The organism is Candidatus Bathyarchaeia archaeon, assembly GCA_038882715.1.
GTDB lineage: Archaea > Thermoproteota > Bathyarchaeia > Bathyarchaeales > DTEX01 > DTEX01.
This window is the reverse complement of sequence record JAVZNR010000003.1, coordinates 103,184-125,607: the sequence shown is the minus strand read 5'-3', so window position 1 is coordinate 125,607 and position 22,424 is coordinate 103,184. Positions and strand designations below refer to the sequence as shown.

The following is a 22,424-nucleotide window of genomic DNA, read 5'->3' as shown; positions in this document are numbered from 1 at the left end:
TTAATCTTCAATTAAATAACATGTGAACGCTTTTATATTTAAATCTTTGTTAAGTTTGATTTGCAAACAACGTATTTACCATCATCAAATATTTTCGAGACTATTGTTTTAATGTTTTCTTGCAGTGAAAGGACTTTTCCTATAAACTCTTCGCCTTTATAGGTTAAAGCGTACACTCTTTTTCTGGAACTATTGTGAACTTTACTCTTAATTAACCCTTCCCTTTCAAGAGAATAAAGCGTTAGGTAAACTGTTCCAGAGCTCATCATAAGGTTAAACTTCTTATGGATGAGCAACATAATGTCATATCCACTTAAGGGTGATTTTGCGAGCTCTACTAATATGAATATATCTAAATTATCATATTTATTTATACAATATAAATTTTTCAATTATATATTTGCATAATATGAATTTCAAATATAAATTTTTCCATAATAATTTAAACAAAGAGAACCGGGGCATTTATTACCCTCATATTTATTGATGTAATATTCTCAAGTATTTCTACGTGATAGCAAAAATTATCTATCATCTTACTCAAAGAACGCTTGGGTGTTAAATGTGAGCCTATGGAAATATGTCTTTGAATTAGCCACAAAAGATTTGGAGCTGTTGAAAAAGAAGAAGCAGGCATTAGACGATCTACTATCCTCCAACAGGATCTCAAGTCAAACATACGAGTGCTTGAGTAAAGAGATAAACGAGGCTCTATCCGATGTGAAGAATTATCTAGAGACTTTATCCTGCAAAATGAAGAGTAGAGCTGAGAATCTGAAGAAACAAGCGGATGTGCTAGAGATCTTTTTGGCCAATATTGAGATTCTTCACGCCGCCGGCGAAATCGATTATGAGACATATGAGAAGCAGAGCAAAGCCATATCTCTCGGCTTAGAATCCACGAGGAACGAGATAAACGAGATAAAATGTGCTCTGGAGAGCATAGCGCCAAAGCCCGCTGAAGAAGCTAAGTGCGAGGAGAAGATTGAGGAGCCAGCTAAAGCCCCTTCACCTGTAGAGGAAAGCGCTCCCCAATCATCTGAAGCGGCATCTTCCATCTAGGAGAGAAAATCTTCAGCTTAAGCAGTAAAGTGCTTACCCGCTCCTGGCGCCTCCCTCACACATTTTTATGGCCTAAAAAACATTATAGAAATTTTTTGACCGCTGTATTACGCTCTGCCCTTTATTCTGATCGCTTTATCCGCCTCTTCTATTTCAGCCCTCTTTGATTCCTGATATTTGCGGATTCTATCCGCTAGCTCTGGGCTCTCTAATGCGAGGATCTTAGCTGCCGCTATGGCTGCCCCTTCCGGCTCAATGGTTACAACAGAACCTATACCGCTTGGAACCCTAAGCGAAGAGTATATGTCTGCGCCGCCGAACTTCTCCGAATAGGGCGGGCACGCTATTACAGGCTTCAGCGTGTTAGCGTCGACGAAGGCGCTTAAAGCATTAGATCTGCCGGCGACTGTTATGTAGACTATTTTCTCCCCCTCATATTCCTCAAGTATCTCAAGAACCTTTCTCGGAGTCTTATGTGCTGAAGCAACCCTAAACTCGTATTCTACGCCTAAGGCATCCAAGTATTTAGCGATTTCACGCGAAAAATCCATGTCGCCTCTCGAACCCATCAAAATTACGACTTTTCCCCTCATATTTCTCCTCCCCTTAAAGTGGGAAACTTACAATATTATTTCTTCTAGCGGACTCATATATAGCTATTATAACCTCAAGGGACTTTCTCCCCTCAACGCCGTTTACGGTAGGCTCCCTACCCTCAATAATGGCTTTAGCGAAGTCTCTCAGCAGAGAGGCATGATTGGTTGCTGGAACAAGTTCAGGTCTAGCCCAAGATTTTAACCCCTCTTTTGCTCCCTCGGAGACAATCTCCTCCCCACCGATCACAGCCCATCTTTTCAGAACCTCGCCCTCGATTATGGCTGTTCCTTTGGTTCCATGAACCTCAAGCCTTGTTGGCAGGCCGGGGTAAACGGCGGTGCTCCCTTGGATTACGCCTATAGCTCCATTCTCAAACCTTATTACCGCGGCAGCTGCGTCCTCAACCTCTATTTTATGGGCGAAGGTGTCCATTTGAGCCCAAAGATACTTGGGTTTGCCCATCACCCATATTAGCAGATCAATGGTGTGTATGGCTTGATTTATTAGGGCGCCTCCGCCCTCAGTTGCCCAGCGGCCTCTCCAAGGGCTTTCGCTATAGTATTCTTGGCTTCTGAACCATTCGACTACGGCTTCTCCGAGAATCAATTTCCCGAAAACACCGTTATCGGCGGCATCCTTCAATTTTCTCATGGTTGGATCGAAACGCGACTGCAGAATCACACCTAGCTTAACGTTATTTCTCCTAGCCGTCATAATCATGTCATCAGCCTCCTTTAGGCTTATAGCCATCGGCTTATCCACTAGGACATGTTTGCCGCTCTCCATGGCGTCTATAGCCATAGGATAATGCTGATAATGCGGCGTATTCACTATAACGGCGTCTATCGGAGCCTCCTTTAACATTCTCCTATAATCCGTATACCAGTATTTCAACCCCCACTTAGATGCAAAACCCTTAGCTTTTTCTTCCCTCTGGCTGGCGACCGCGACGAGCTCGGATAATCCCTCGCCGGCTATCAGCGCCAATCCGTTAGCGCAGAAATTAGCCCCAACACCTGTCCCAATTATACCAAACCTAACTTTCCCATCCCGCATCCCAAATCACCGCCAGTAGACTTTATTCAGACGCTTAAAATTAAATTTAAGCGAATTTAGGTGAAGAAAGGCTTCCTTCTCCTCACAGCCTCAATAAAGAGACTCTTTAAGTGCTGGTCGTCGGCTCCGTTCCTCATCGGGTTGAGCACATCTACCAAGTTATCGTGTCTGAATAAGCATGGTTTAAGCTTCCCATCGGAAGTCAACCGGATCCTATTGCAGTGAAGGCAGAACTCAGTGTTATGCATCGGCTTAACCACTTCAACCTCGGCTCCGCTCCTCAAAACATATTTTCTTCTATGATGCATCGATCTAACAATGATCTTTAAAGACTTCTCCCTAAGCTTATTCTCTAAATCATTTAGGTCAACGTGGTATTTTATGTAGAAGGGGTCTTCACGCGGCTGCTCAAGCTCAATCAGCTGGAGCACTAGGCGGTTTTCCTCAGCAAATTTAATCATATCTTCTACTTCGTCGCAGTTCACTCCCTTTAAGAGAACCATGTTGATTTTAATTGGGTTCAAGCCAGCCTTCGAAGCCTCAATTATTCCCCCAATAACCTTCTCGTGTGCGTCAACGCCTGTAATCATCTTAAATTTTTCCGCATCCAATGTGTCTAAGCTAACGTTAACCCGTGAAAGCCCCGCCTCCTTTAGCTGCCGAGCGTACTCTTTGAGGAGGAAGCCGTTTGTGGTCATGGATACGTCTCGTATGCCGGGTATAGTGCTTATTCTACGCACGATTTCAACGATATCCTTCCTTAAAAGGGGTTCTCCGCCCGTTAACTTAACCCCGTAAACGCCCAGTGAGGCTGCAACCTTAACTATACGCTCTATCTCCCCAGCCGAAAGCTCAACACTGGAGTTGAAGATCTGGCCTTCGCGGTGGCAGTAAATGCACTTAAAATTGCATCTTTGCGTTACAGATACCCGCAGGTTTTCAACGGGTCTGCCGAAACTATCCTTAATTGTCAAGTTGAATCACTCTAACCGCTTAAAGATATAGGGGAACCGCGGAGATTTATTTTTATCTCGAAAAGTATTAAGGGTTCAAGAAGCAGCTTATTTTTGCGGAGGAGCGTTTTTAATGAACCCTCGTGGAAACTTTCTTTTAGCCGTCAAGCATGAGGAAACCTATTGGCTTCCATGCCCCCTCTTCGATAAATCAGCCGTCACAGTTCATCACGGCTTAATTGAAAGATGCGATTTTGGATTGGATTCATGGGGTGTGCGATGGGAGCTGAAGGATAGCCGCTCAGATAGTTTCCCGGTGGATCACCCATTGAAGTCCCCGGACATGGTCGACGATTACCCTATGCCGTCGCCATATGAAGCCCATATAATTGGGCGGGCTATGCTGGAGGCTTCGAGGGTTGATCGACGGAGAACCGTGCTCCTAGGCGATAATGGTTGGGGCCTATTCGAAAGGGCTTGGCTGCTTCTAGGCATGACGAGATTCTTCATCTGGTCTTTCAGGCATCAGGATGCGTTGAGGAGGCTTATAGAGCGTATTGCTGAAGTAAAGGTCGCTATAACTGAGGAGCTTATCGAGAAGGTTAACATTGACGTGGTCTGTTACGGCGATGATTGGGGTATGGAGGATCACCTACTAATATCTCCGGAAAAATGGAGAACATTCATAAAACCATACCAAGCTAAACTTTATCGGGTGGCTAAAAGGAACAGTGTACTCGTATATCAGCATAGCGATGGAAGAGTTGAGGATTTAATACCCGACCTAGTGGAGATAGGCGTCGACATACTGAACATTCAGAGAGAATGCAACAACTGGCTGAAAATAATTGAGAGGTTTGGGAAAACCATATCGCTTTGGGGCGGGGTGAGCGCAAGAACCCTAGACATAGGAAGCCCAGAGGAAGTTGCTAAGGAAACAGAGGAATGCTGCCGCCTCGGAGAAAGCGGAGGAATAATCCTTGCGCCAGGACACACATTAAAGTACTCCCCGGAAAAAATAGACATAATGCGCAGAACATGGCTAGAAAAAGGATTCTATAAACAAGTTGACAGAAGAATTATTGGCTGCGAAGAATAAAAGTTTATTTTTAACCCAAAAAAATAAAATTAATTGTGGACCCGTGGCCTAGCCAGGATAGGGCATCGGCCTCCTAAGCCGAGGGTCGGGGGTTCAACTCCCCCCGGGTCCGCCAAAGAATTTGTTTTTTGCCCTGTTTTTGGAAAGCAGTTTAAAACGGGCTTCTCTACGGGCATATAAAGGTTTGGGTCTTCTGTGGGGTGCACCCTGGGGTGTACCCTTAGCCTTGCCCTGAAGAACTGTTCTTTTAGGATGGCTTCCAATAGCTGGTTTGGTGTCCTGAAGCCCATTTCAGCGCCTATATGCCCGATAGACGAGAAAAATTTTCCAGTAGCCGACAACTGTAGTCAGAGACGTTAGCCCTGACTATTCTCTAACCCAAAATTCTTATAGAGGCATCTGATAGCCCTTATCTTCTCCCTTATAGCCTGCTCCACAAAGGCGTCTATGTCGTAGCCGAGACCCGCTATCTCCTGGGCGAGTTCCCTCTCAATCAGGCATAGAATGTGTTGCCTGCGCCTATGATCCTACATCAAATATATAATGTAGTTTTTACGATTTTCGGAAATAGCTTAATTTTAAGCTCTTAACCTGCAGTTGTCACGCTACGAAAAAATTTCCGTTGGTAGCGAGAACCTCTCGGCTCATGTTAGCTCAAGCCTCTCGAGGATTTCTTCGCTCATGTTATGAACCCTCATAACGGGATTGAGTATTGCTTTTAGGGCGCGGAAGGCTGGGCAACCATAATCATAAGTGCACTCGCTATAATAGCGGCAGCGCCGGCAAATGGTATCCATAAGGTCCTTAGCCCTTAAAGCCATAGCTATCGCCATTCCTCAAAGAACCTTACAAAATCAAGCATTATGGTCCTCTTATGCCGCTCATTCTCAATGACCTTTAAGTGCTCTCGCAAAGTTTCTCCCAGACTTCTGGATTAATTCTTATGCTGTAAATCTTGCGTCTCATGCTGTACATATAAGTTACAGGCTTAGTTTTTCGTATGTAACTACGGTTGTTGCGTATGGAAAAATTTCTCTGATTTCGATGATTATAGTCGGCTGTTTAGAGCTTGATTGTGGAGGCGACTACGGCTTGCCCGAATGATAGCCCGCCGTCGCCGGGCGGCACTGATTCATGTACGAAGAAGTTTAGCCCGTGCTGCTCAACGATTCTGCGCATCTCTTCGGCGATTATCTGGTTGCATGCAACCCCGCCAGTAAAGCCAACGTTCTTCACGTTGTTCTCCGCGGCTAATTCCATCGCTAGTTCCGCTAAACCTCTAGCCAAATAAATATGGATGGAGTAGGCTAGATCCCTCCTTGAAAACTTGTGTCTTCCCTCGAAGAGCGAGACGATTATCTCCGTTGTATTGAGGATGTTGCCGTTGATCCGCGGCTTGATTTTGAGGGCGTCCGCTCCATGCATGGCGGCTGACTCCAGTTTCATTGCGGGCTCACCCTCATATGTTCTCTCGTAGCATACTCCCAGAACCGCTGAGGCTGCGTCTAGAACCCTACCGCAGCTGGTTGTTTTAATCTTGGTCTCGCCCCTCCGGAGCTGTGAGAGTATTAAATGCGCTTCCCTCGCGCCGTGGGGAAGATGCACGCTGTTCTCTATCAGCCAATCCTCCACATCCACACGCTTATATAGTATGCTGGCCGCCATCCTCAACGGATACTTTGTCGCCATGTCGCCGCCAAGCATCGGCTGCTCCTCCAAGTGGCCGAGCCGCTTAAATTCCATCAAGTTAAGTGAGCCGAACACTATTTCTCCTCCCCATGCTCCCCCATCTTCGCCGTAACCATAGCCATCGCAGCAAATAGCTATAATCTCGCTTAAACCATGCTCAGCCATAAGGGCCGCTGTATGCGCGTAGTGATGTTGAACCTGAACCATAAGCCAACCGCGCTCTTCGGAAAGCCTCTTCGCAAGCATTGTTGTGGCGAACTTTGGATGTAGGTCGCATGCGACGGCGTCGATCCTGCTGTTCGTTAAACGCGCCAGCCTATCAGAGGCCGATTCAAGAAACTCTAGGGTCTCAATATTCTCTACGTCGCCTATGTGCTGTGATAGGAAGGCTTTACCGCCGGATACGAGGCACGCTGTATTGTTCTCTTCTCCACCTAAACCTAGCGCGCAACGTTTAACGTTGAGCTTCACCATCACTGGTTCGGGAGCGTAGCCCCTCGACCGCCTTATGAAGACGCTTCTATCCCCATGCAGGCGTATAACTGAGTCGTCGCATCTATGAGCTATGCGCCTATTATGCAGCAGAAAATAGTCAACCAACCCCTGCAGCCTCGCGAAAGCCTCATCATCATCCTTAATTATAGGGTAGTTCGGCGGGTTAGCGCTGGTCATAACGAACGCCGGATCGCGGACTTGATCGAAGAGCATATAGTGTAGCCCCGTGTAGGGGAGCATAACTCCAACATTATGTAGGCCCGGCGCAACCAGATCGGACAGATAGTAGTTCTCGCTTTTATTCAATAAAACTATGGGGCGCGTATGTGAGGTTAAGGCTTCGGCCTCCCATCGACTGACCTCGGCGAAAGTTTTAGCGGCGTCTAGGCTTCTAGCCATTATGGCGAAGGGCTTCTGCCTCCTATGCTTCGCCTCCCTAAGCTTTTCAAGCGGTTCATCTAGAAGCGTTGAAGCCGCTATATGAAAGCCCCCGTAGCCTTTAACCGCGACAATATGGCCCTCAGATATAAGCTTGCCAGCCTCCCTAATTGGGTCGTGGCATTCGACGATCTCGCCGCTGCCAGCCACCAGATACGCTTTAGGCCCGCATTTTGGGCACGCGACCGTCTGCGCATGGAACCTCCTATTCGCTGGGTTAGCGTACTCCGACCTGCAGAAGTCGCACATATGGAAGTCGCGCATGGTAGTGTTCTCCCTATCGTATGGGATGTCTTCGATTATAGTGTATCTCGGCCCACAGTTCACGCATGTTATAAAGAAGTAATTGTATCTGGGGTTTGAGGGATCGCGCATCTCGGCGAGACACTCATCGCATATCGCTATGTCCGGCGGTATAACCGAACCGGATAAATCGGCCTCTTCGGAGCTCCTATATATTTTAAAGTCCTCATATATCTCTCCGGAGAACTCGGCTGGCGTAGCTATAACCTCGTGTATTTTTGCCAGCGGAGGCTTCTTCTCAACCAAATCCCTTAAGAAAACCTTAACGTCCTCTTCTGAGCCGTCTACGAGTATTTCTACACAGGAGTCGCCCCTATTCCTAACGTAGCCCTTCAAATTATTCTTTAACGCTATTCGATATATGAATGGGCGGAACCCGACCCCCTGCACTATGCCGGAAACAATTACTCTTAAACGCATATCTAACGTATCCTTAAAAAGAAAATGATGATAAAATAGGTTTTATTTTATCACCTGAATTTTCTCCAGCATCTTTAACGGTTTTACGCGCAGTTCATCGAAGCCCAGCTCCTCTGGGCTCATGCCCATAGCTAAGCCCAGAAGCTGCGTGTAATGCAGCACCGGCACCTCATATTTTTCGCCGAACATCCTCTCAACGCGTATCTGGTTCGCGTCATACATCACATGGCAGGCTGGACACACCGTTATCAGCGCGTCTGCCCCGGCCTCTTTAACATTGAGGAGCTTCTCCCTAACTAGTGAGAGCGAAACCTTATCGTCTATGGCCGCTATAGTTGAGCCGCAGCACTCCGTCTCACCCTTATACTCAACACATTTAGCCCCAGTAGCCTCGATGAGCATCTTAAGGGCCTTCGGGTTCTCGGGATCCTCAAACTCAATGTATTTTTTAGGCCTCGAGAGATGGCATCCACTATGCTCCGCGACCTTAAGCCCCTTAAGCGGCCTTACAATAGCCTTCTTAATATTGGCTAGGCCTATGTCCTCGATTAGGGCCTGAGATATATGTTTAACATCTATGCTCCCCTTAAACTCTAATCCAACCTCGCTTAAACGCTTATTAACCTCCTCCCTAAGCGCCTTCTCCTCCTTAAGCGCCCTATTAGTCTTCTTCAGAGTGCCGGCGCATCCCGGGCATAAGGTTAAAATGTTTAGGCCAACCCGTTCAGCTACGGCGAGGTTTCTCGCTGAAAGCATAAGTGTGAGCTCATGGCTTAGGGGTTCGAGCGGAAGACCGCAGCAATTGAATTCAGGCATCTCAACGAGCTCCACACCCAGCTTACCTAAAACTCTCCTCGCGGAAACCTCGAAAGACAGAACCCTATAGGGGATGGCGCAGCCAAGGAAAAGCAGGTATTTAGGCGCTACGCCCATAACTTAACCTCCCGGATTTTCTTGGAAGGATCCTCACCCTCAAGGAAGGCTTTAATGTTCATACTCCCGAAGGTTCTCGCTAAGCTCTCAATGTTCGCTTTGGGAAGAGGCGGGAGACCGAGAGCCTCCCGCCTCTTAATCCTAGACTCCGGTATCTCATAAATGTAGCCGGTTTTAAGGAGCGTCCCCAGAATATCCTTAAAGACCTGAGGTATTCGCCCCTCCATGGCAGCCATATTCTTCAGGGTTCTTATCACGCTCGCAACCTCAACGCCTTGTGGGCAGCGGTCTGTGCATGTGAAGCATGAGGCACATAGCCAGAGAAAATCGCTATTTAAAACCCTTTCTCTTAAACCCAGCTGCGCCATGCGGATGATATATCGAGGCCTATATTTTTCATTGAACCTTGCGACAGGGCAGTCTGAGGTACATGTCCCACACTGAAAGCATTGAAGAATGCTTTTTCCGCCAGGCATCCTAGCAACTTCATACCTAAATTTCGGGTCTATTTTAGAAGGCCTTGCCCCCTCATCCTCGGACAATAATCTGCCCTCCTAACAATTAGGGATGAATATTTCCACCTATATTTTTCTTTAAAGAAATCAAAACACATATTTAAGTTTGGCGTCTCCCTATAATTGATGAGCGATGTTTAAATCAAATTTAAGAGAAGAGCTTAAGGCTTGGCTGAGAGGCTACTCCAGACTCGCAATACTAGGTGTCGGCAACACCCTCAGAGGGGACGACGCCTTAGGCCCTGAGTTTATAAATAGGCTTAGGGGAAAACTGCCTAAAAACGTTAAGCTCATAGATGGCGGCGTGGCCCCAGAAAACTTCATTGGGCATATAAGGCGGTTTAAGCCCACACATGTTCTTCTCATCGATGCCGCGAGCTTCGGCGGAAAACCCGGCGAAATTAGGCTTATCCCACCGGAGCATATATCCGGCGTAGCGTTATCGACACATAGCATACCGCTACACATTCTAGCTGATCTTATAGGTAGGTGTGTGGGCGCAAAGGTCATGCTCCTAGGCGTGGAGCCAAAAAGCCTTAATCTAGGAGAAAATGTAAGCCCGGAAGTTAGAGAATCGGTTGAGCTGGGGTCGAAAATTCTCATAGAGGTTGTAAACAGCGCATGGAAAAATGGATAATCTGATGGTTCTCGCAATACTTTTAAAGATTCGGCCGATAACATATTCTCCTTGGAAAATGGCCTGGTGACCTTATATTGGGTGCTAAAAGCAAAGTTAAGGGCGTTAGTCCACCCTCAAGCTTTAGGGCTAAGGGGTTAAAAACACTATTTTACATAATTTTCCTGTCTATATTGTTGTCGCTCATAAACTTCTTCTTTGGATGGACATCTAGAGAATCTATCCCATCCATTTTACAGCCATACAGCGACATAGTATTGGCGGTTAACCCCTATTTAGTGTACGTTCAATCCGCGCTGGTTCTAGCGATAGGATACCTGATCGTCAACTCCTTCAGCAACGCCGTCTACCACTACATGCGTAGACTAACGGATCAATCATCCGCCGCAACCGTTAAGACAGTTGTTTGGGCGCTCGGGATCGCGGTACTCCTCGCAATAGTTACATCGATACTTAGCGCTGGGCCGTGGGCCGCTATAACGATCGGCTCTTTTGGAGGCTTGATTGCCGGCTTCGCAACGCAATCGGTTCTCTCACACTTCGTTGCGGGCATATTTCTTATATTGACGCGGCCATTCAAGTTTGGCGACATGATAACCGTAGCCGGGCAGACCGGGATTGTTAAGGAGATGAGGCTAATGCATTTAACTCTGGAGACGAAGGATGGTTCGACGGAGATACTCATACCTAACGGAATGGTCTTCACACAAATAATCTTAAAGAGAAAAATAGTTGAGGGTTCAGCGCAACTACACGAGTTAAGAGAGGAGATAGAGGCTGTCAAAAAAATAACCGAGTTAAAGCAGTGAGATGCAGGCGCCTATAATAACAACCTATAAATGGATTCTGCTCCTAATAGGCGTTTAGCCAGAAGAGTTTTGCTGAGAAACGTTTATTAGGGTGTTATGCCGCATATGTTTCTCCACTTGAGAGAAGTGGAAACCGTGTATCTTCCAGACATAATAGCTGTGGAAAGCGGGCTGCTTAGTAGGCTTATGCTAGAGGGGAGAATAGATGGTAGGGTTCTCATCCACAGCTCCATAATCGAATATATTGAGCAGAGGGCTTTAAAAGGGGACTTTAGAGGCGTTAGGGAGCTTGAAAGGGCACGCAAAATAGCGGAGGAAAGGGGTATCCCATTCGAACTTTTAAATGGGGGCTCAGGTTCAAGTCCGAAAGAGGCTTTAAGGGAGCTAGCCCTCAAAACAGGCTCAACCCTAATTACTGCTGATTACGTTTCAGCCATGATCGCTAGGGCTTTAGGCATCAAAACCCTATACGATAAAGTTCAGGCTGGAGTTGGTCTCATAGACCTCTTTAAAGGGGCAGACGTCATGTCCGTCCACCTAAAGGAGAACCTGCCCCCCAGGGTTAAGAGAGGGGTGCCGGGCAAATGGGTTTTCGAGGCCATTAGTGACAGAGCCTTAAGTAGAGATGAAATTGAAAGCCTTGTTCACGAAATCCTTGATAAAGCTAGGGCTGGAGAGGGCTTCATAGAGACGAGCACTGAGGGCTCAACGATAGTTCAATTGGGCGTCTACAGGATAGTGATAACTAAACCACCCTTCAGCGATGGCTTAGAGGTCACAGTCGTGAAGCCCATAGTTCACATGTCTCTTGATGACTACAACCTGCCGCCAAAGCTCCTTAAGAGGCTTGAAAGACAGGCCGAGGGCATACTGATAGCTGGCGCCCCAGGTATGGGTAAGACAACTTTCGCCCAAGCCCTAGCCGAGTTCTACTTAAGCATGGGCAGAATAGTTAAGACCATTGAGGCCCCAAGAGACCTCCAGCTACCCGACGAGGTCACCCAGTACTCAAAGGTTAGCGGGACCTCGCAGGAAATCCATGATGTTCTGCTTCTAAGCAGGCCTGACCATACAATATTCGATGAGATGAGAGACACCGAAGACTTTAAGATATACACTGATCTAAGGCTCGCGGGTGTAGGTATGGTTGGCGTCGTCCACGCAACCACGGCTATAGACGCTATCCAACGCTTCATAGGCAGGGTTGAGCTGGGCGTAATACCCTCAGTAATAGATACAGTCATATTCATAAGGAACGGTGGGGTTGAGAAGGTTTACAGCGTTGAGAATGTGGTTAAGATCCCCCACGGCCTCAGAGACGCAGACCTAGCTAGACCAGTCGTTGTAATAAAAGATTTCTTAACTGATGAACCCGAATACGAGATGTACGTTTTCGGCGAGAAAACCTTCGTGATCCCAGTTAAACACAAAACACCTAAAGAGAAAGCTATATCTAACAGCGTGGGGCCCTTACTTGAGAAATACACTCAGAACTACAGTATTGAGGCTGACGGCGACACCCTAACCATACATGTTCCCAGAGAATTCTACCAAGTAGTCTCAAGAAAATGCCAAAAGAAGCTTGAGAGAATAGGTAGGAAAGCCGGCTTCACAAAAATATCCATAGAGATAACATGAGCTAATCCCAGAGCTACTTAAAGAGCCCAGCGCAAAAACCCGTTAGCTTTTGACCAGCAGCGAAGCCTGCATAATTTTAGTAGAAAATTCCGATACCCTGAAGGTTTAGTTGTACAGCTGAAAATTCTTAAATAATCTCCGGTCAATTCCCTTAATAGGTGGCTTGCATGCGGGTTGAAGATTTTAGACAGATTGTGAGAGATGAAATGGTTCAGAGGAGGGAGGAAGGCTGCGATGTTACGGGGGTTGAGGAGAAGGCTTCAAGGATCGAAGATATAACTTTATCCGAGTTAAAGGCTCTTCTTGAGGCTTTGGAGGTATGCCCGCTTAAACCGGATTTCCCATATAGGGAGCCTTCTGATCTACCAGGCATAATGGCTGAACGGCCGAGGAAGCTTGAGAAAATAAGCGTTAGGCTTTCTGACGAGGATTTATTCGATAAGATTTATGGTGGATGGCTTGGCCGCTGCGCGGGCTGCCTCCTTGGGAAGCCCGTTGAGGGCTTCACCCGGAAGCAGATTGAGGTTTGGCTAAATATCGCCGGGGAGTATCCGCTAAGAGATTATTTTCCACCCATATCGAGTCTGCCTGAAGAAGCGCCTGAATGGTTGAGGGATAGGCTCCTCTACATCGACAGAATGTTTAAGAAGACTGGCATAGGCGTTTTACGCGGCCAGATAAGCCGTATGGCCCGCGACGACGACATAGACTACACGATAATTAACCTATATATCTTGGAGAATTATGGGATGAGCTTTACAGCGATGAATGTTGGTGAGACATGGCTGCATTTACTCCCATACCTTCAGGTTTACACGGCTGAAAGAGCAGCCTATAGAAACCTAGTTAATGGTTTACAGCCACCCGAGACAGCCACATATATGAATCCTTATAGGGAGTGGATCGGCGCCCAGATAAGGGCTGATATGTGGGGCTATGTGGCTCCAGGCAACCCGGATCTGGCCGCCAGCCTAGCCTACAGGGATGCAAGCCTCTCACATGTAAAGAACGGCATATACGGCGAGATGTTTGTCAGCGCCATGATAAGCGCAGCCTTCACGACGAGCGATATAGAAGAGGTTGTTGAAACGGGTTTATCGGCGATTCCCGGAAAGTCTAGGCTCGCCGAGGCTGTTAGGGATGTTTTAGCGTGGAGCAAGGAGTATGCTGACTGGAGGGATACGTGGAGCAGGATATTCGAGAAGTATGGGCATTATCATCCCGTTCACACGATAAATAATGCTGCTATAGTTGTTATGGGTCTATTATATGGAAAGGGAGACTACGAGAAAAGTATAACGATAAGCGTCATGGGAGGATTAGATACCGATTGCAACGGCGCAACCACGGGCTCAATAATGGGCGTCATCCTAGGCGCAAGAAACCTTCCGGAAAAATGGATAAAGCCATTAAACGATACCGTGGAGAGCTATGTCATAGGATACAATAATAGTAGGATCATGCATCTAGCCAACCGGACATTTAAAATAGCTAAGAAAATCTTAGGGTAAGGAAACATTATGGAAAGCAAATAATTAATTTCAGGCGGCATCATAATAATCCATAGATGACAGCCGCCTTCTTCAAATCCCCAAATTTTCATGCATCTAAAGCCCAAAGGACGACTAGAGGAGTCTCCCATTTATTCCAAGTGAGGATGAGATCGATCAGTTAATAGCTGGATGCAGCAAGAGGGTGGCAACCTTCCTTCAGCTCCTAAAGGAAACGGGGGCGCGTTCAGGGGAAGCTTGGCACTTAAAATGGAGCGATATAGACTCAGCTACTAGAACTGTGAGAATCCGCCCTGAAAAGGGGAGTAAACCACGTATACTTCCAATAAGCCAAAAGCTCCTCGAAATGCTTAACAGCCTACCTATGGATAAAGGCGAGTGGGTTTTCTCTAAACCGCAAGAACGCCTGAAACACTTCGCTAACCACTTTAGGAGGCAGCGTAATCGCCTTGCGCGTAAACTAAAGAACCCCATGCTGACTAAAATAACCTTCCATACTCTGCGCCACTGGAAGGCAACCATGGAATACCATAAGACAAGAGATATTGTACATGTCATGCAGATACTAGGCCATAAAAACATTAAGAACACGCTTATCTACGTGCAGCTTGAGGAGGCGTTATTCAGGGATGCTAAAGAATATGTTTCCAAAACCGCTAAGACCGTTGGGGAGACATGCGCTTTAGTAGAAGCCGGCTTCGAGTATGTCTGCGAGGTTGACGGCGTCAAAATCTTCAGAAAACCAAAGTATTAAAGGGGATTCTTGGATGAACCCCCCTCATGATTTTCATGTGGTGGTGCGGGGGGTGGGGTTCGAACCCACGCAGCCCTACGGCAGCAGGTCCTAAGCCTGCCTCCTTTGACCACTCGGACACCCCCGCTTATGGGCCCAATGTACCAAGATAAAATTTTGTTGGAGAAGGGGGATAAATCTATTTCTCCATTAGGTAGTAGGCAGATGCTCCCGCTTGATAATGGAGACCGCGCTTTCCATTCCTTTGTTTGGAGATATCTCCCGCAACCCTATTTTTCTTTTTCTACAATCATATAAAGTGAGAGTGGAAAATGCGATTTTAATATTAAGGCGATTTTGGAGCTTATAATCATAAAAAATTTAAAGGACATTAAAGGTTAGTTAAGTTAATTGGAAGCGAACTAGGGGGATGAAAAACTCATTTGCAGTCAGATGAGCTTATAGTGAAAGGTGAGGATGCTTTAAAGATAGCTGAAATTTTAACTTCAACAAGCCTAAAAATATTGCAGATACTTTCCAAAGAGAGTTTGGATGTTTCATCAATAGCTGAGAGGTTGGGTTTAAGCGAGGCTTATGTAAGTGAGCAGATACAGCTCCTTGAGGAGACTGGATTAATCAAAGCGAATTATCAGAGGGGCAAAAGAGGTGTAAGAAAAATTTGCAGAGCATCTGTATCGAAAATCACAATAATAATTGAGCTTTGACCTAAACCTGCTGCTATGCGCTAACATCCTATATAGACTTCTTGAGATGAGAATCCATCGTGTCCGCTTTATGTAGGTGTTTCATTGCTCTCCAGGCATATATTATAGATGTTATGGCAGCGTGGATCATTATGCTTGCTAACGCATATAATGGCACATTAAAAAGCACCCCTAAAAGTATGTGAATATTATACAAGTTTCTCCTTCCAGCAATTCTTCTGAAGACTTTCTCAAAATCTCCATATATGTCTAGACTTATGCCCATGGTTCTGCCGAATATATCGTAACAGCATCGATAAAATGATATTAGGAGGATCGAGAATAAGCAGAGTAAAAGAGATAGAGATTCCCCAGATTCTCTGTATAAGAAGAGCGCTAATGCTATTAGCCACGAGAATTCAAAAAGTAGGTCAAAGGCGTGCTCCATTTTGCCAAGTCTTGTCGTCTGTTTCCTTGCCCTCGCAAGCTTACCGTCTAATCCATCCATTAATCCGACAACAAAGCTTAAAATCGAGCCAGGGAGAAGATAGCCCGAAAAGTAAAGTATGGCGACGATATAGGCGACAATATTAGTCGCTATAGTTAATTGGTTGGGGGTTATCCTTGTATTTATCAGCTTTTGCACAATGAAATTTTCTATAGGTCTATGAATATAGTATGCTAAAAAATCTGATGGGCCCTTCTCTTTCTCAAACATATTTTAAGCCACTCTCCTCCCGCTGATTTCCAGCAGCCTAAATATCTAGGTTGTCAATAGGAGGGGCATAGGGGCTTTCTCTAAATTTTTCCAGCGTAGATTTCATCTCTAAAAGAGCCGCAGCTATCTCCAGAGCCTTAAATGTATCTATATCGATCCAAAATAACTCCTCCTCATCAATAATGAGGGGTTTCATTTTACCCTGTCTTGCTAATTCTTTAACAGCATCGGTTAAGGTATAAAGTCCCCTTCTAATATTATCTTTTAAAGTCTCAAAGATTATGGGTGAGCATAGAAAAATGCCCATATCTATTCCATTAAAATCTTCTAAATCCTTCCCTATATCAACGATTCTACCATTAACGATTTTAACTTTCGTAGCATCATCCATGTCAAAAACATATTTCATTCTAGTATCAACGCAAAGCACACATTCATCAGCGGCAACATTGCTACTAAAATCTTTTAGCATAGATAAAACCTTTGGATCGAAAACGTGATCTGCCATAAGGAGCAGGAATCTTCCCCTAATTTTTCTCCGAGCCACATATACGGAGACACCATTACCCAGCCTCCAAAACTTATTCTCCACAAATCTTATTTTTACACCGTATTTTGACCCGTCGCCAAGAAAATCCATTATCTTTTTACCCAAGTAACCTATAACTATTACAACTTCACTTATTCCAGCATTTCTTATGGAGACTATAATTCTCTCAATTATTCTTGAGCCTAAAAGCGGCATTAAAGGCTTAGGTTCAGTAAGCGTAAACGGCTTTAATCTTTCTCCACAGCCAGCAGCAATTATAAGGGCCTTCAACAATCATCACCTAAAAGCCGAAAAATATTGTTAAAGCCGGAAGGGGCTGCTTAGCGCTCCCTTTTACCTTCAATGAATTCCTCAACCCATTTACGAGCAATATGATCATCGACTTGAACTGGTGGATGTTTAAAGGCGTATGCTGATATACTAATTAATGGTCCAGATATACCCCTATCTTGCGCTATCTTAACGGCCCTTATAACGTCTATAACCATACCTGCACTATTTGGTGAATCCTCAACCTCAAGTTTCAGCGAAACCCTGATAGGCTGATTCCCAAAATTCCTCCCTTTAATATAAATATAACATATCTTTTTATCCTTAAGGAATGGAACGTAATCTGACGGACCAATTCTAGTTGGCACATCATATGAAATGAGGCTCGTTACAGCTTTGGTCTTACTTATCCTCTTAGTCTTCAATCTCTCCTCAAGGGTCATATTTAGGAAGTCAGTGTTTCCGCCAATATTTAGCTGATAGGTTTCATCGATTGCAACGCCCCTTTCGACAAACAGGTTAATGAGGGCTCTATGCAGGATAGTTGCGCCAAGCTGGCTCTTAACATCGTCACCAGCAATAGGTAACTTAGCCATCTCGAATCTAGTAGCCCACTCTTTATCACTCGCGATAAACTCTGGTATACAGTTGACAAAGGCGCATCCAGCCTTAAGTGCCGCCTCAGCGTAATAGCGGGTAGCATGATAGCTGCCAACTGGCAGGAAGTTTACGAGCATATCAGCGTCTACTTCTTTAAGGACTGAAGCAACATCTACAGGCTCGTATTCTTCCTCCGAATATACTTTGAACGCATCCTTCATATGCGGGCCAACGCCATCAAGGATTGGTCCTGGAAGAACTTTAACGCCCAGTTTTGGCATATTTTCAACGAATACTGCGCAGCAGTTTGGCTCGGTGAAGATCGCTTCACTTAAATCCTTTCCGATCTTCAACTTATTAACGTCGAAGGCTGCAACAAATTCTATGTCTCTGACATGATATCCACCGAAGTTCACATGCATTAGCCCTGGAACGACTTCATCATCTCTAGCATCCTTATAGTACTCTACACCTTGAACTAGTGCCGAAGCGCAATTACCAATACCAGCTATAGCGACTCTGATAACCATTTACTATCACCTAACAGCGAAATATGTAAATAAATGACGATACTTATAGGTTTATAAAAATATAAAAGGTTTTCGTAAAAAATTCCTTTTGAAAAAAGGCAGATTTACATGAAAAAGGCGATTTAAAAATATTCATACATACGAATATAAATGTTAGTACCTTCAAGACATTTACAACACAAGATTCTTTAGGAAAAGAAGGCGAGTTGAAGGCGTTCATCAAAGACATATAAATGGATTTTAGGCAGTTATGCGGCATGAGGCCTGAACTTGAAACGTCATATCTTGAGGAGAACCACTTAAAGACTTAATAATCCTCAGTTTCCTTTTTAACTGTGCTTTCCCTATTACCCCTCCTCAAAAGCCACAAACCAAACTCCAAAAGCCCTGAGCCCACCGTCCTAGGTTCAGTGATGGTGGGGCCGGTGGGATTTGAATCAATCCCAACGTGGCGATATCTCCCGCAAAACCCTCTCTTTTGTTTAAGGGTAGGCTCTTTCTCTCCATTCAACCAATAATACATGAACCTTATTAAGGTTCCATAATATTTCGTAGATCACTCGAATGTCGCCGATTCTAACCCTATAAGTGTCTGTGTATCCTTTGATCTTTTTGACGTCGTAATATTCAGCTGGAACCGGATTCTCACGAAAAATTAAGAGCAGCTCAATAATCCTTCTTTTATAGTGCTCAGGGAGTTTCTCGATGGATTTTCTAGCTCTCTGAGATAAGATTATCTGAAACATTTGTTGTCAGCCTATCTCCTTAATGAGGTCTTCAAGGCTTATGCCTGAACCTTCCGCTATCTCCTTTCGAGCCTTTTCAAGCTCTTTCTTCTCTTCCTCGCTCAGCTCCTCCTCTGGTAGAAGCATGGCTCTAAGTCTCAAAAGCTCCAGCCTAACCATATCCAGTCTATTTAGTATAAGCCTCAACTGGCTTTCAGAAACAGATATGTCCAACTCTTTAACACCTAAAATAATTATGGAGAAAATGCTCTAAATTAAAGTTTTGCATCCCACACATTTAAACCTATAAACCTTATTATCTGTCTTCTTATGCCAAGATAATTGGCGATATCTCCCGCAAAATCTTCTCTTTTTCTATTTTTAATTGTTTAAATGTCAATCACGTCTTTTCCTAAGAACGCCGAGCCTTTTTAAATTCATGGACTTAGAGGATTACTCAAGTTGCTAAGAGAGGCGAGGGCAAAATTGAGAATTTTAGACATGGCAATATCGAAGTCTATAGCCAAGATCGATTCTTTACGATTACAGGCTATCATGTTGAAGGGACGCCATTGGAAATTAACGATGCCCAGCAATTATTGGATGAGCTATATGCGAAGTATGGGAGCAAAAGCGCTAATGTTGTCTTCATTGGCGCTATTAAGGAGGCTGAGCGGCCTGAAGGTGGCTGGGAGAACTATGAGAACGAGTTAGGCTACACATTGAAGGAGGTTCGAGAGAAAGATAAAGTCTTAGATGAATATTTGTAAGGCGGGCTTGCCGGCAAGCCAAGCCCCTCCGAGGTGGACATGGGAACTTTAGAGCGCCTATTATACTGGGGCTATACGCCTGAACAATCTGTAACCATATTGAAGGAGTATAGGTGGCGTGAGAAGCTCCTACGTGAGGATTACATCCAAGGGATGCTTAGAAATCTACTCCCTATGGAAGCAAGAGCCCCGCCTAAGATCACATTACCTACGGAACTGCCGCCTGCTACTGAAGTAGGCGAAACGTTTAGTTTCACGGGTGATCGGCCATTTAGGGGCCGCGTGCAAATATCCGCTTTAGCCACTCCAGTCAGCCGTTTTTCAGAGATTCTTTTCAAGTGTAAAGAGCCAGGGGGAATGCGAGATAGATAAGTGCCCACTTAGGAAAGGCTTAAAGTTAAGCGTTAATGATGAAAGGCGCTTTGATCCCTCGGCCTGGGCCACTTACTTTGACACTAATAATCCTCTCGATGCCCTCTCAGTATTTGCTGAAAAGCGAAACTTTTAACGTTGCCCAGAGTGGCGTAAGAAAGTCATTTATCAGGGACGAAGTGAGTGGGCTGTAACCCATGCGTTAGTCTACGATTTAAGTGGAGGGGAAGGGCGCGCTTGGTTCATCCACGGGGAGAGATGCGATTTACGGAGATGCCCAAACTGGATTATTGCTGAGGGCTGGCTTTGTAGAGGTTATCGTGGAAGAATAGGCGTATTAATTGTGGCTTTCACAAGCGAGAGCGAGGTTCTGGCTCCGCCAGCCGAGGAAGTCGAGAAAGCCCGTGAAGTATTACGGGGAATTGCTAAGCCTGATGGCTTAGAGGGATCGGGAATATGGCAGATAGCTGAGATCCTTCGGAAGGCAGCTAACGCTAAAGGCGATGAGGTGCGCAAGGGTTTCATGGCAGATCTCCTAACGATAGCCAGCCCCGTGTGGGTTCAAACACCTGAAAGCGGAGATAAGGAGCTAGGCGCAACTACTGGGGAGCTGGGGCCCAGCACCAATTATAAGAGCCAGAGGGCGAGGTTCCTAATCAACTGGCTGGGAGCCGGCAAATATCTACGGGGGCGTAAAACCGAGGCGGGCCTGACGGTTGGTTTAGAGAAGGTTGAGGGAATAGGTTGGGTTGCGAAGAAAGGCGCCCTTCCAAGCGCGGATTTAAGCTTCATTATTATTGATAATATACCTCCACACGCCTTAGACGAGCAGATCGAGAGTAGAAGGGATGGGATATGCACGATAGCCGGTATTAAGAACATGGAGCTGTGGGCAAGGTGCCGGCTAAAAATACTCAACAACCCAGCTCAACCCTTCGATGAGCTTGTTTATAAATGCGTGGCATTAAAGATTTTCGACAGCAAGTTCTTAGCGCGATTCGCCTTTGCAATCTACACTTATGGAATTCCAATAGACGTCCGCTATGACTCAACCGTTTACAGCCTAACCGAAGACGATAAAAGGGTACTTGATGCTGCAAGAACAATTCTCAGATGGAACTTAAGCCAAGAAATCACGTACAGGATTCCAAGCGATCTTTGGCCTAAGATCATGGAGCTGAGCAAAGAGCTTGAGAAACGCTACGGGGTGGAAGATATACCATTATTATTAAGGAATATTCCATACAAGCTGGCTGTTATCGCCTACAGCTTTGCGCTCCTTGAGGGTGAATTAGAGCCCTCTGAAAGACATTACAAACTCGCGTATGAATGGCTCGACTTTTGCGCCCGTGACATCGAGCTAGACAAATACGCGGAGGTTCAACGAACGTTAAGAAATCTAAGCGATGAGGAGTTTTCAGCCATAAATAAGGCACTAATGGAGGAGATGCAATCAGATATAAAGCTAAGGGGCGGGACATTACAGGACAGCTACATATTCCGAATAATTGACTACATTGTCAAGCACGGCAAAGCTAAGCGAGACGAGCTGGCAGCATTTTTGGAGACAGACGAGAAGACGATTACGCGGAAAGTTAATATTCTTAAGGGTTTAGGGCTGCTTCGAAGCGATAAAGACGGCTACAGCTTCACGCCTAAAGGCGTAAAATTCGTTAAAAGATGAGTATTTTTAGGGCTGCTTCGAAGTTCCTAAATGCTGTCATGAGTCTCGGCCTAAGCCGTGGAGAAGCGGATTCACTCTTCAAAATGTTGCTCAAAGAGGGGAAACTGGCGCTTGATCCAAGCGGAGACTGGAGGTGGACTGATGGATAAAGATAATGGGCTAAAGCGGCTCGTATATATCCGATATCTAGACCATGTTCTCTTCCGCAATAGCAAACACAGCCTCCTATCCCCAATCGTCCGCGAGACGGTAGGCTGGATCGTTAAGGAGAGCGATAAGGCCCTGTGGATACTGTGGGATAAGGGCGCGGATAAAAGCGAGTTTTCCTTCGAATCCGGCCTCGTCATCCTAAAAAGCGATATCCTGGAGATGCGGAATGTTAGGGTTGAGTAGCTACCCCTTCTTCAAAATGAGTTTGCCATCCTCCTCAATGAAGAGGACCAGATCGCCCGCGTTGAGGTTAAATCTTCTCCTCGCTTCAGCTGGGATTGTAACCTGCCCCTTCGTGCTTATTTTAGCCGCTCCAAGAGTTTTTTGCAATCCGTTTTTCCTCCTACATTTAAGTTTTGTAGGGAAAATCTTAAATATCTTACTCCTTACATTCTTTACATGT

27 protein-coding genes and 2 tRNA genes are annotated in these 22,424 nt (G+C 45.5%); 14 read left to right on the top strand and 15 right to left on the bottom strand.

The annotated features are described in order from the left end of the window. Positions 1-38: 38 nt before the first annotated feature. Positions 39-392, bottom strand: a complete 354-nt coding sequence (locus QXR61_03120; GenBank protein MEM3756940.1) for a PadR family transcriptional regulator — start codon at positions 390-392, stop codon at positions 39-41. A 172-nt stretch (positions 393-564) separates the two neighbouring features. On the opposite strand from QXR61_03120, the gene QXR61_03115 reads away from it, so the two are divergent. Further along, complete coding sequence (locus QXR61_03115) at positions 565-1,062, top strand: CdvA-like protein (GenBank protein ID MEM3756939.1); 498 nt, start codon at positions 565-567, stop codon at positions 1,060-1,062. A gap of 107 nt (positions 1,063-1,169) precedes the next feature. Here QXR61_03115 and QXR61_03110 read toward each other — a convergent pair whose 3' ends face one another. From QXR61_03110 to moaA, 3 genes are read right to left on the bottom strand one after another with little or no spacing between them, the layout of a single operon-like run. Continuing rightward, the gene (locus QXR61_03110) at positions 1,170-1,655 is read right to left on the bottom strand and encodes an AIR carboxylase family protein (protein MEM3756938.1); all 486 of its coding nucleotides are present in this window, start codon (positions 1,653-1,655) and stop codon (positions 1,170-1,172) included. Positions 1,656-1,668: 13 nt separating this feature from the next. Beyond that, positions 1,669-2,715: a Gfo/Idh/MocA family oxidoreductase gene (locus QXR61_03105; protein ID MEM3756937.1), complete on the bottom strand. Its 1,047-nt coding sequence runs from the start codon at positions 2,713-2,715 to the stop codon at positions 1,669-1,671. Positions 2,716-2,771: 56 nt separating this feature from the next. Then, positions 2,772-3,689, bottom strand: a complete 918-nt coding sequence (gene moaA, locus QXR61_03100; protein MEM3756936.1) for a GTP 3',8-cyclase MoaA — start codon at positions 3,687-3,689, stop codon at positions 2,772-2,774. 112 nt (positions 3,690-3,801) lie between these two features. On the opposite strand from moaA, the gene QXR61_03095 reads away from it, so the two are divergent. Beyond that, on the top strand, positions 3,802-4,767 hold the full coding sequence (locus QXR61_03095; GenBank protein ID MEM3756935.1) for a uroporphyrinogen decarboxylase family protein: 966 nt from the start codon (positions 3,802-3,804) through the stop codon (positions 4,765-4,767). A gap of 37 nt (positions 4,768-4,804) precedes the next feature. Continuing rightward, a tRNA-Arg gene (locus QXR61_03090) sits at positions 4,805-4,882 on the top strand. A gap of 529 nt (positions 4,883-5,411) precedes the next feature. On the opposite strand, the gene QXR61_03085 is transcribed toward QXR61_03090, so the two are convergent. The 4 genes from QXR61_03085 to QXR61_03070 form a co-directional block, all read right to left on the bottom strand. Continuing rightward, on the bottom strand, positions 5,412-5,600 hold the full coding sequence (locus QXR61_03085; GenBank protein ID MEM3756934.1) for a hypothetical protein: 189 nt from the start codon (positions 5,598-5,600) through the stop codon (positions 5,412-5,414). Between the two features lie 229 nt (positions 5,601-5,829). Continuing rightward, positions 5,830-8,112, bottom strand: coding sequence for a carbamoyltransferase HypF (hypF, locus tag QXR61_03080; protein ID MEM3756933.1), 2,283 nt, complete (start codon positions 8,110-8,112; stop codon positions 5,830-5,832). Between the two features lie 42 nt (positions 8,113-8,154). Continuing rightward, positions 8,155-9,045 carry a CoB--CoM heterodisulfide reductase iron-sulfur subunit B family protein gene (locus QXR61_03075; protein MEM3756932.1) on the bottom strand — a complete coding sequence of 297 codons (891 nt, stop codon included), beginning with the start codon at positions 9,043-9,045 and terminating at the stop codon, positions 8,155-8,157. Beyond that, entirely contained in the window at positions 9,036-9,587 is a 552-nt protein-coding gene (locus tag QXR61_03070; protein ID MEM3756931.1) for a 4Fe-4S dicluster domain-containing protein, read from the bottom strand. The genes QXR61_03075 and QXR61_03070 overlap by 10 nt, the downstream gene beginning before the upstream one ends. Before the next feature lie 106 nt (positions 9,588-9,693). On the opposite strand from QXR61_03070, the gene hycI reads away from it, so the two are divergent. The 5 genes from hycI to QXR61_03045 all read left to right on the top strand — a co-directional run bounded on the left by hycI (position 9,694) and on the right by QXR61_03045 (position 14,909). After that, positions 9,694-10,197, top strand: a complete 504-nt coding sequence (gene hycI, locus QXR61_03065) for a hydrogenase maturation peptidase HycI (GenBank protein ID MEM3756930.1) — start codon at positions 9,694-9,696, stop codon at positions 10,195-10,197. Between the two features lie 77 nt (positions 10,198-10,274). Then, complete coding sequence (locus QXR61_03060) at positions 10,275-11,006, top strand: mechanosensitive ion channel family protein (GenBank protein ID MEM3756929.1); 732 nt, start codon at positions 10,275-10,277, stop codon at positions 11,004-11,006. Between the two features lie 105 nt (positions 11,007-11,111). Beyond that, the gene (locus QXR61_03055) at positions 11,112-12,644 is read left to right on the top strand and encodes an ATPase, T2SS/T4P/T4SS family (protein ID MEM3756928.1); all 1,533 of its coding nucleotides are present in this window, start codon (positions 11,112-11,114) and stop codon (positions 12,642-12,644) included. A 167-nt stretch (positions 12,645-12,811) separates the two neighbouring features. After that, positions 12,812-14,155, top strand: coding sequence for an ADP-ribosylglycohydrolase family protein (locus QXR61_03050; protein ID MEM3756927.1), 1,344 nt, complete (start codon positions 12,812-12,814; stop codon positions 14,153-14,155). Between the two features lie 133 nt (positions 14,156-14,288). Then, positions 14,289-14,909: a site-specific integrase gene (locus QXR61_03045; protein MEM3756926.1), complete on the top strand. Its 621-nt coding sequence runs from the start codon at positions 14,289-14,291 to the stop codon at positions 14,907-14,909. Positions 14,910-14,950: 41 nt separating this feature from the next. Here the strand turns inward: QXR61_03045 and QXR61_03040 are convergent. Next, a tRNA-Leu gene (locus tag QXR61_03040) sits at positions 14,951-15,036 on the bottom strand. A 295-nt stretch (positions 15,037-15,331) separates the two neighbouring features. Here QXR61_03040 and QXR61_03035 point away from each other — a divergent pair. Beyond that, entirely contained in the window at positions 15,332-15,613 is a 282-nt protein-coding gene (locus QXR61_03035; GenBank protein ID MEM3756925.1) for an ArsR family transcriptional regulator, read from the top strand. Between the two features lie 28 nt (positions 15,614-15,641). Here the strand turns inward: QXR61_03035 and QXR61_03030 are convergent, their stop codons facing one another. From QXR61_03030 to QXR61_03010, 5 genes are all read right to left on the bottom strand, one after another. After that, positions 15,642-16,310: a CDP-alcohol phosphatidyltransferase family protein gene (locus tag QXR61_03030; GenBank protein ID MEM3756924.1), complete on the bottom strand. Its 669-nt coding sequence runs from the start codon at positions 16,308-16,310 to the stop codon at positions 15,642-15,644. Positions 16,311-16,347: 37 nt separating this feature from the next. Next, positions 16,348-17,130, bottom strand: coding sequence for a sugar phosphate nucleotidyltransferase (locus tag QXR61_03025; GenBank protein ID MEM3756923.1), 783 nt, complete (start codon positions 17,128-17,130; stop codon positions 16,348-16,350). 50 nt (positions 17,131-17,180) lie between these two features. Continuing rightward, positions 17,181-18,260, bottom strand: a complete 1,080-nt coding sequence (locus QXR61_03020; GenBank protein ID MEM3756922.1) for an inositol-3-phosphate synthase — start codon at positions 18,258-18,260, stop codon at positions 17,181-17,183. A gap of 482 nt (positions 18,261-18,742) precedes the next feature. Further along, a complete protein-coding gene (locus tag QXR61_03015) occupies positions 18,743-19,006 on the bottom strand; it encodes a type II toxin-antitoxin system RelE/ParE family toxin (protein ID MEM3756921.1) in 264 nt (87 codons plus the stop codon). 6 nt (positions 19,007-19,012) lie between these two features. After that, the gene (locus QXR61_03010; protein MEM3756920.1) at positions 19,013-19,219 is read right to left on the bottom strand and encodes a hypothetical protein; all 207 of its coding nucleotides are present in this window, start codon (positions 19,217-19,219) and stop codon (positions 19,013-19,015) included. Positions 19,220-19,557: 338 nt separating this feature from the next. On the opposite strand from QXR61_03010, the gene QXR61_03005 reads away from it, so the two are divergent. The 5 genes from QXR61_03005 (at position 19,558) to QXR61_02985 (ending at position 22,204) form a co-directional block, all read left to right on the top strand. After that, on the top strand, positions 19,558-19,755 hold the full coding sequence (locus QXR61_03005; GenBank protein ID MEM3756919.1) for a hypothetical protein: 198 nt from the start codon (positions 19,558-19,560) through the stop codon (positions 19,753-19,755). A gap of 39 nt (positions 19,756-19,794) precedes the next feature. Further along, positions 19,795-20,127 (top strand): hypothetical protein, encoded by a 333-nt coding sequence (locus QXR61_03000; protein MEM3756918.1) that lies wholly within the window; start codon positions 19,795-19,797, stop codon positions 20,125-20,127. A gap of 343 nt (positions 20,128-20,470) precedes the next feature. After that, positions 20,471-21,811, top strand: coding sequence for a hypothetical protein (locus QXR61_02995; protein MEM3756917.1), 1,341 nt, complete (start codon positions 20,471-20,473; stop codon positions 21,809-21,811). Further along, positions 21,808-21,960 (top strand): hypothetical protein, encoded by a 153-nt coding sequence (locus QXR61_02990; protein MEM3756916.1) that lies wholly within the window; start codon positions 21,808-21,810, stop codon positions 21,958-21,960. Before QXR61_02995 ends, QXR61_02990 begins: the two co-directional genes overlap by 4 nt. Further along, positions 21,953-22,204 (top strand): hypothetical protein, encoded by a 252-nt coding sequence (locus tag QXR61_02985; GenBank protein ID MEM3756915.1) that lies wholly within the window; start codon positions 21,953-21,955, stop codon positions 22,202-22,204. The genes QXR61_02990 and QXR61_02985 overlap by 8 nt, the downstream gene beginning before the upstream one ends. On the opposite strand, the gene QXR61_02980 is transcribed toward QXR61_02985, so the two are convergent. After that, the gene (locus QXR61_02980; protein MEM3756914.1) at positions 22,205-22,351 is read right to left on the bottom strand and encodes an AbrB/MazE/SpoVT family DNA-binding domain-containing protein; all 147 of its coding nucleotides are present in this window, start codon (positions 22,349-22,351) and stop codon (positions 22,205-22,207) included. Positions 22,352-22,424: the final 73 nt, after the last annotated feature.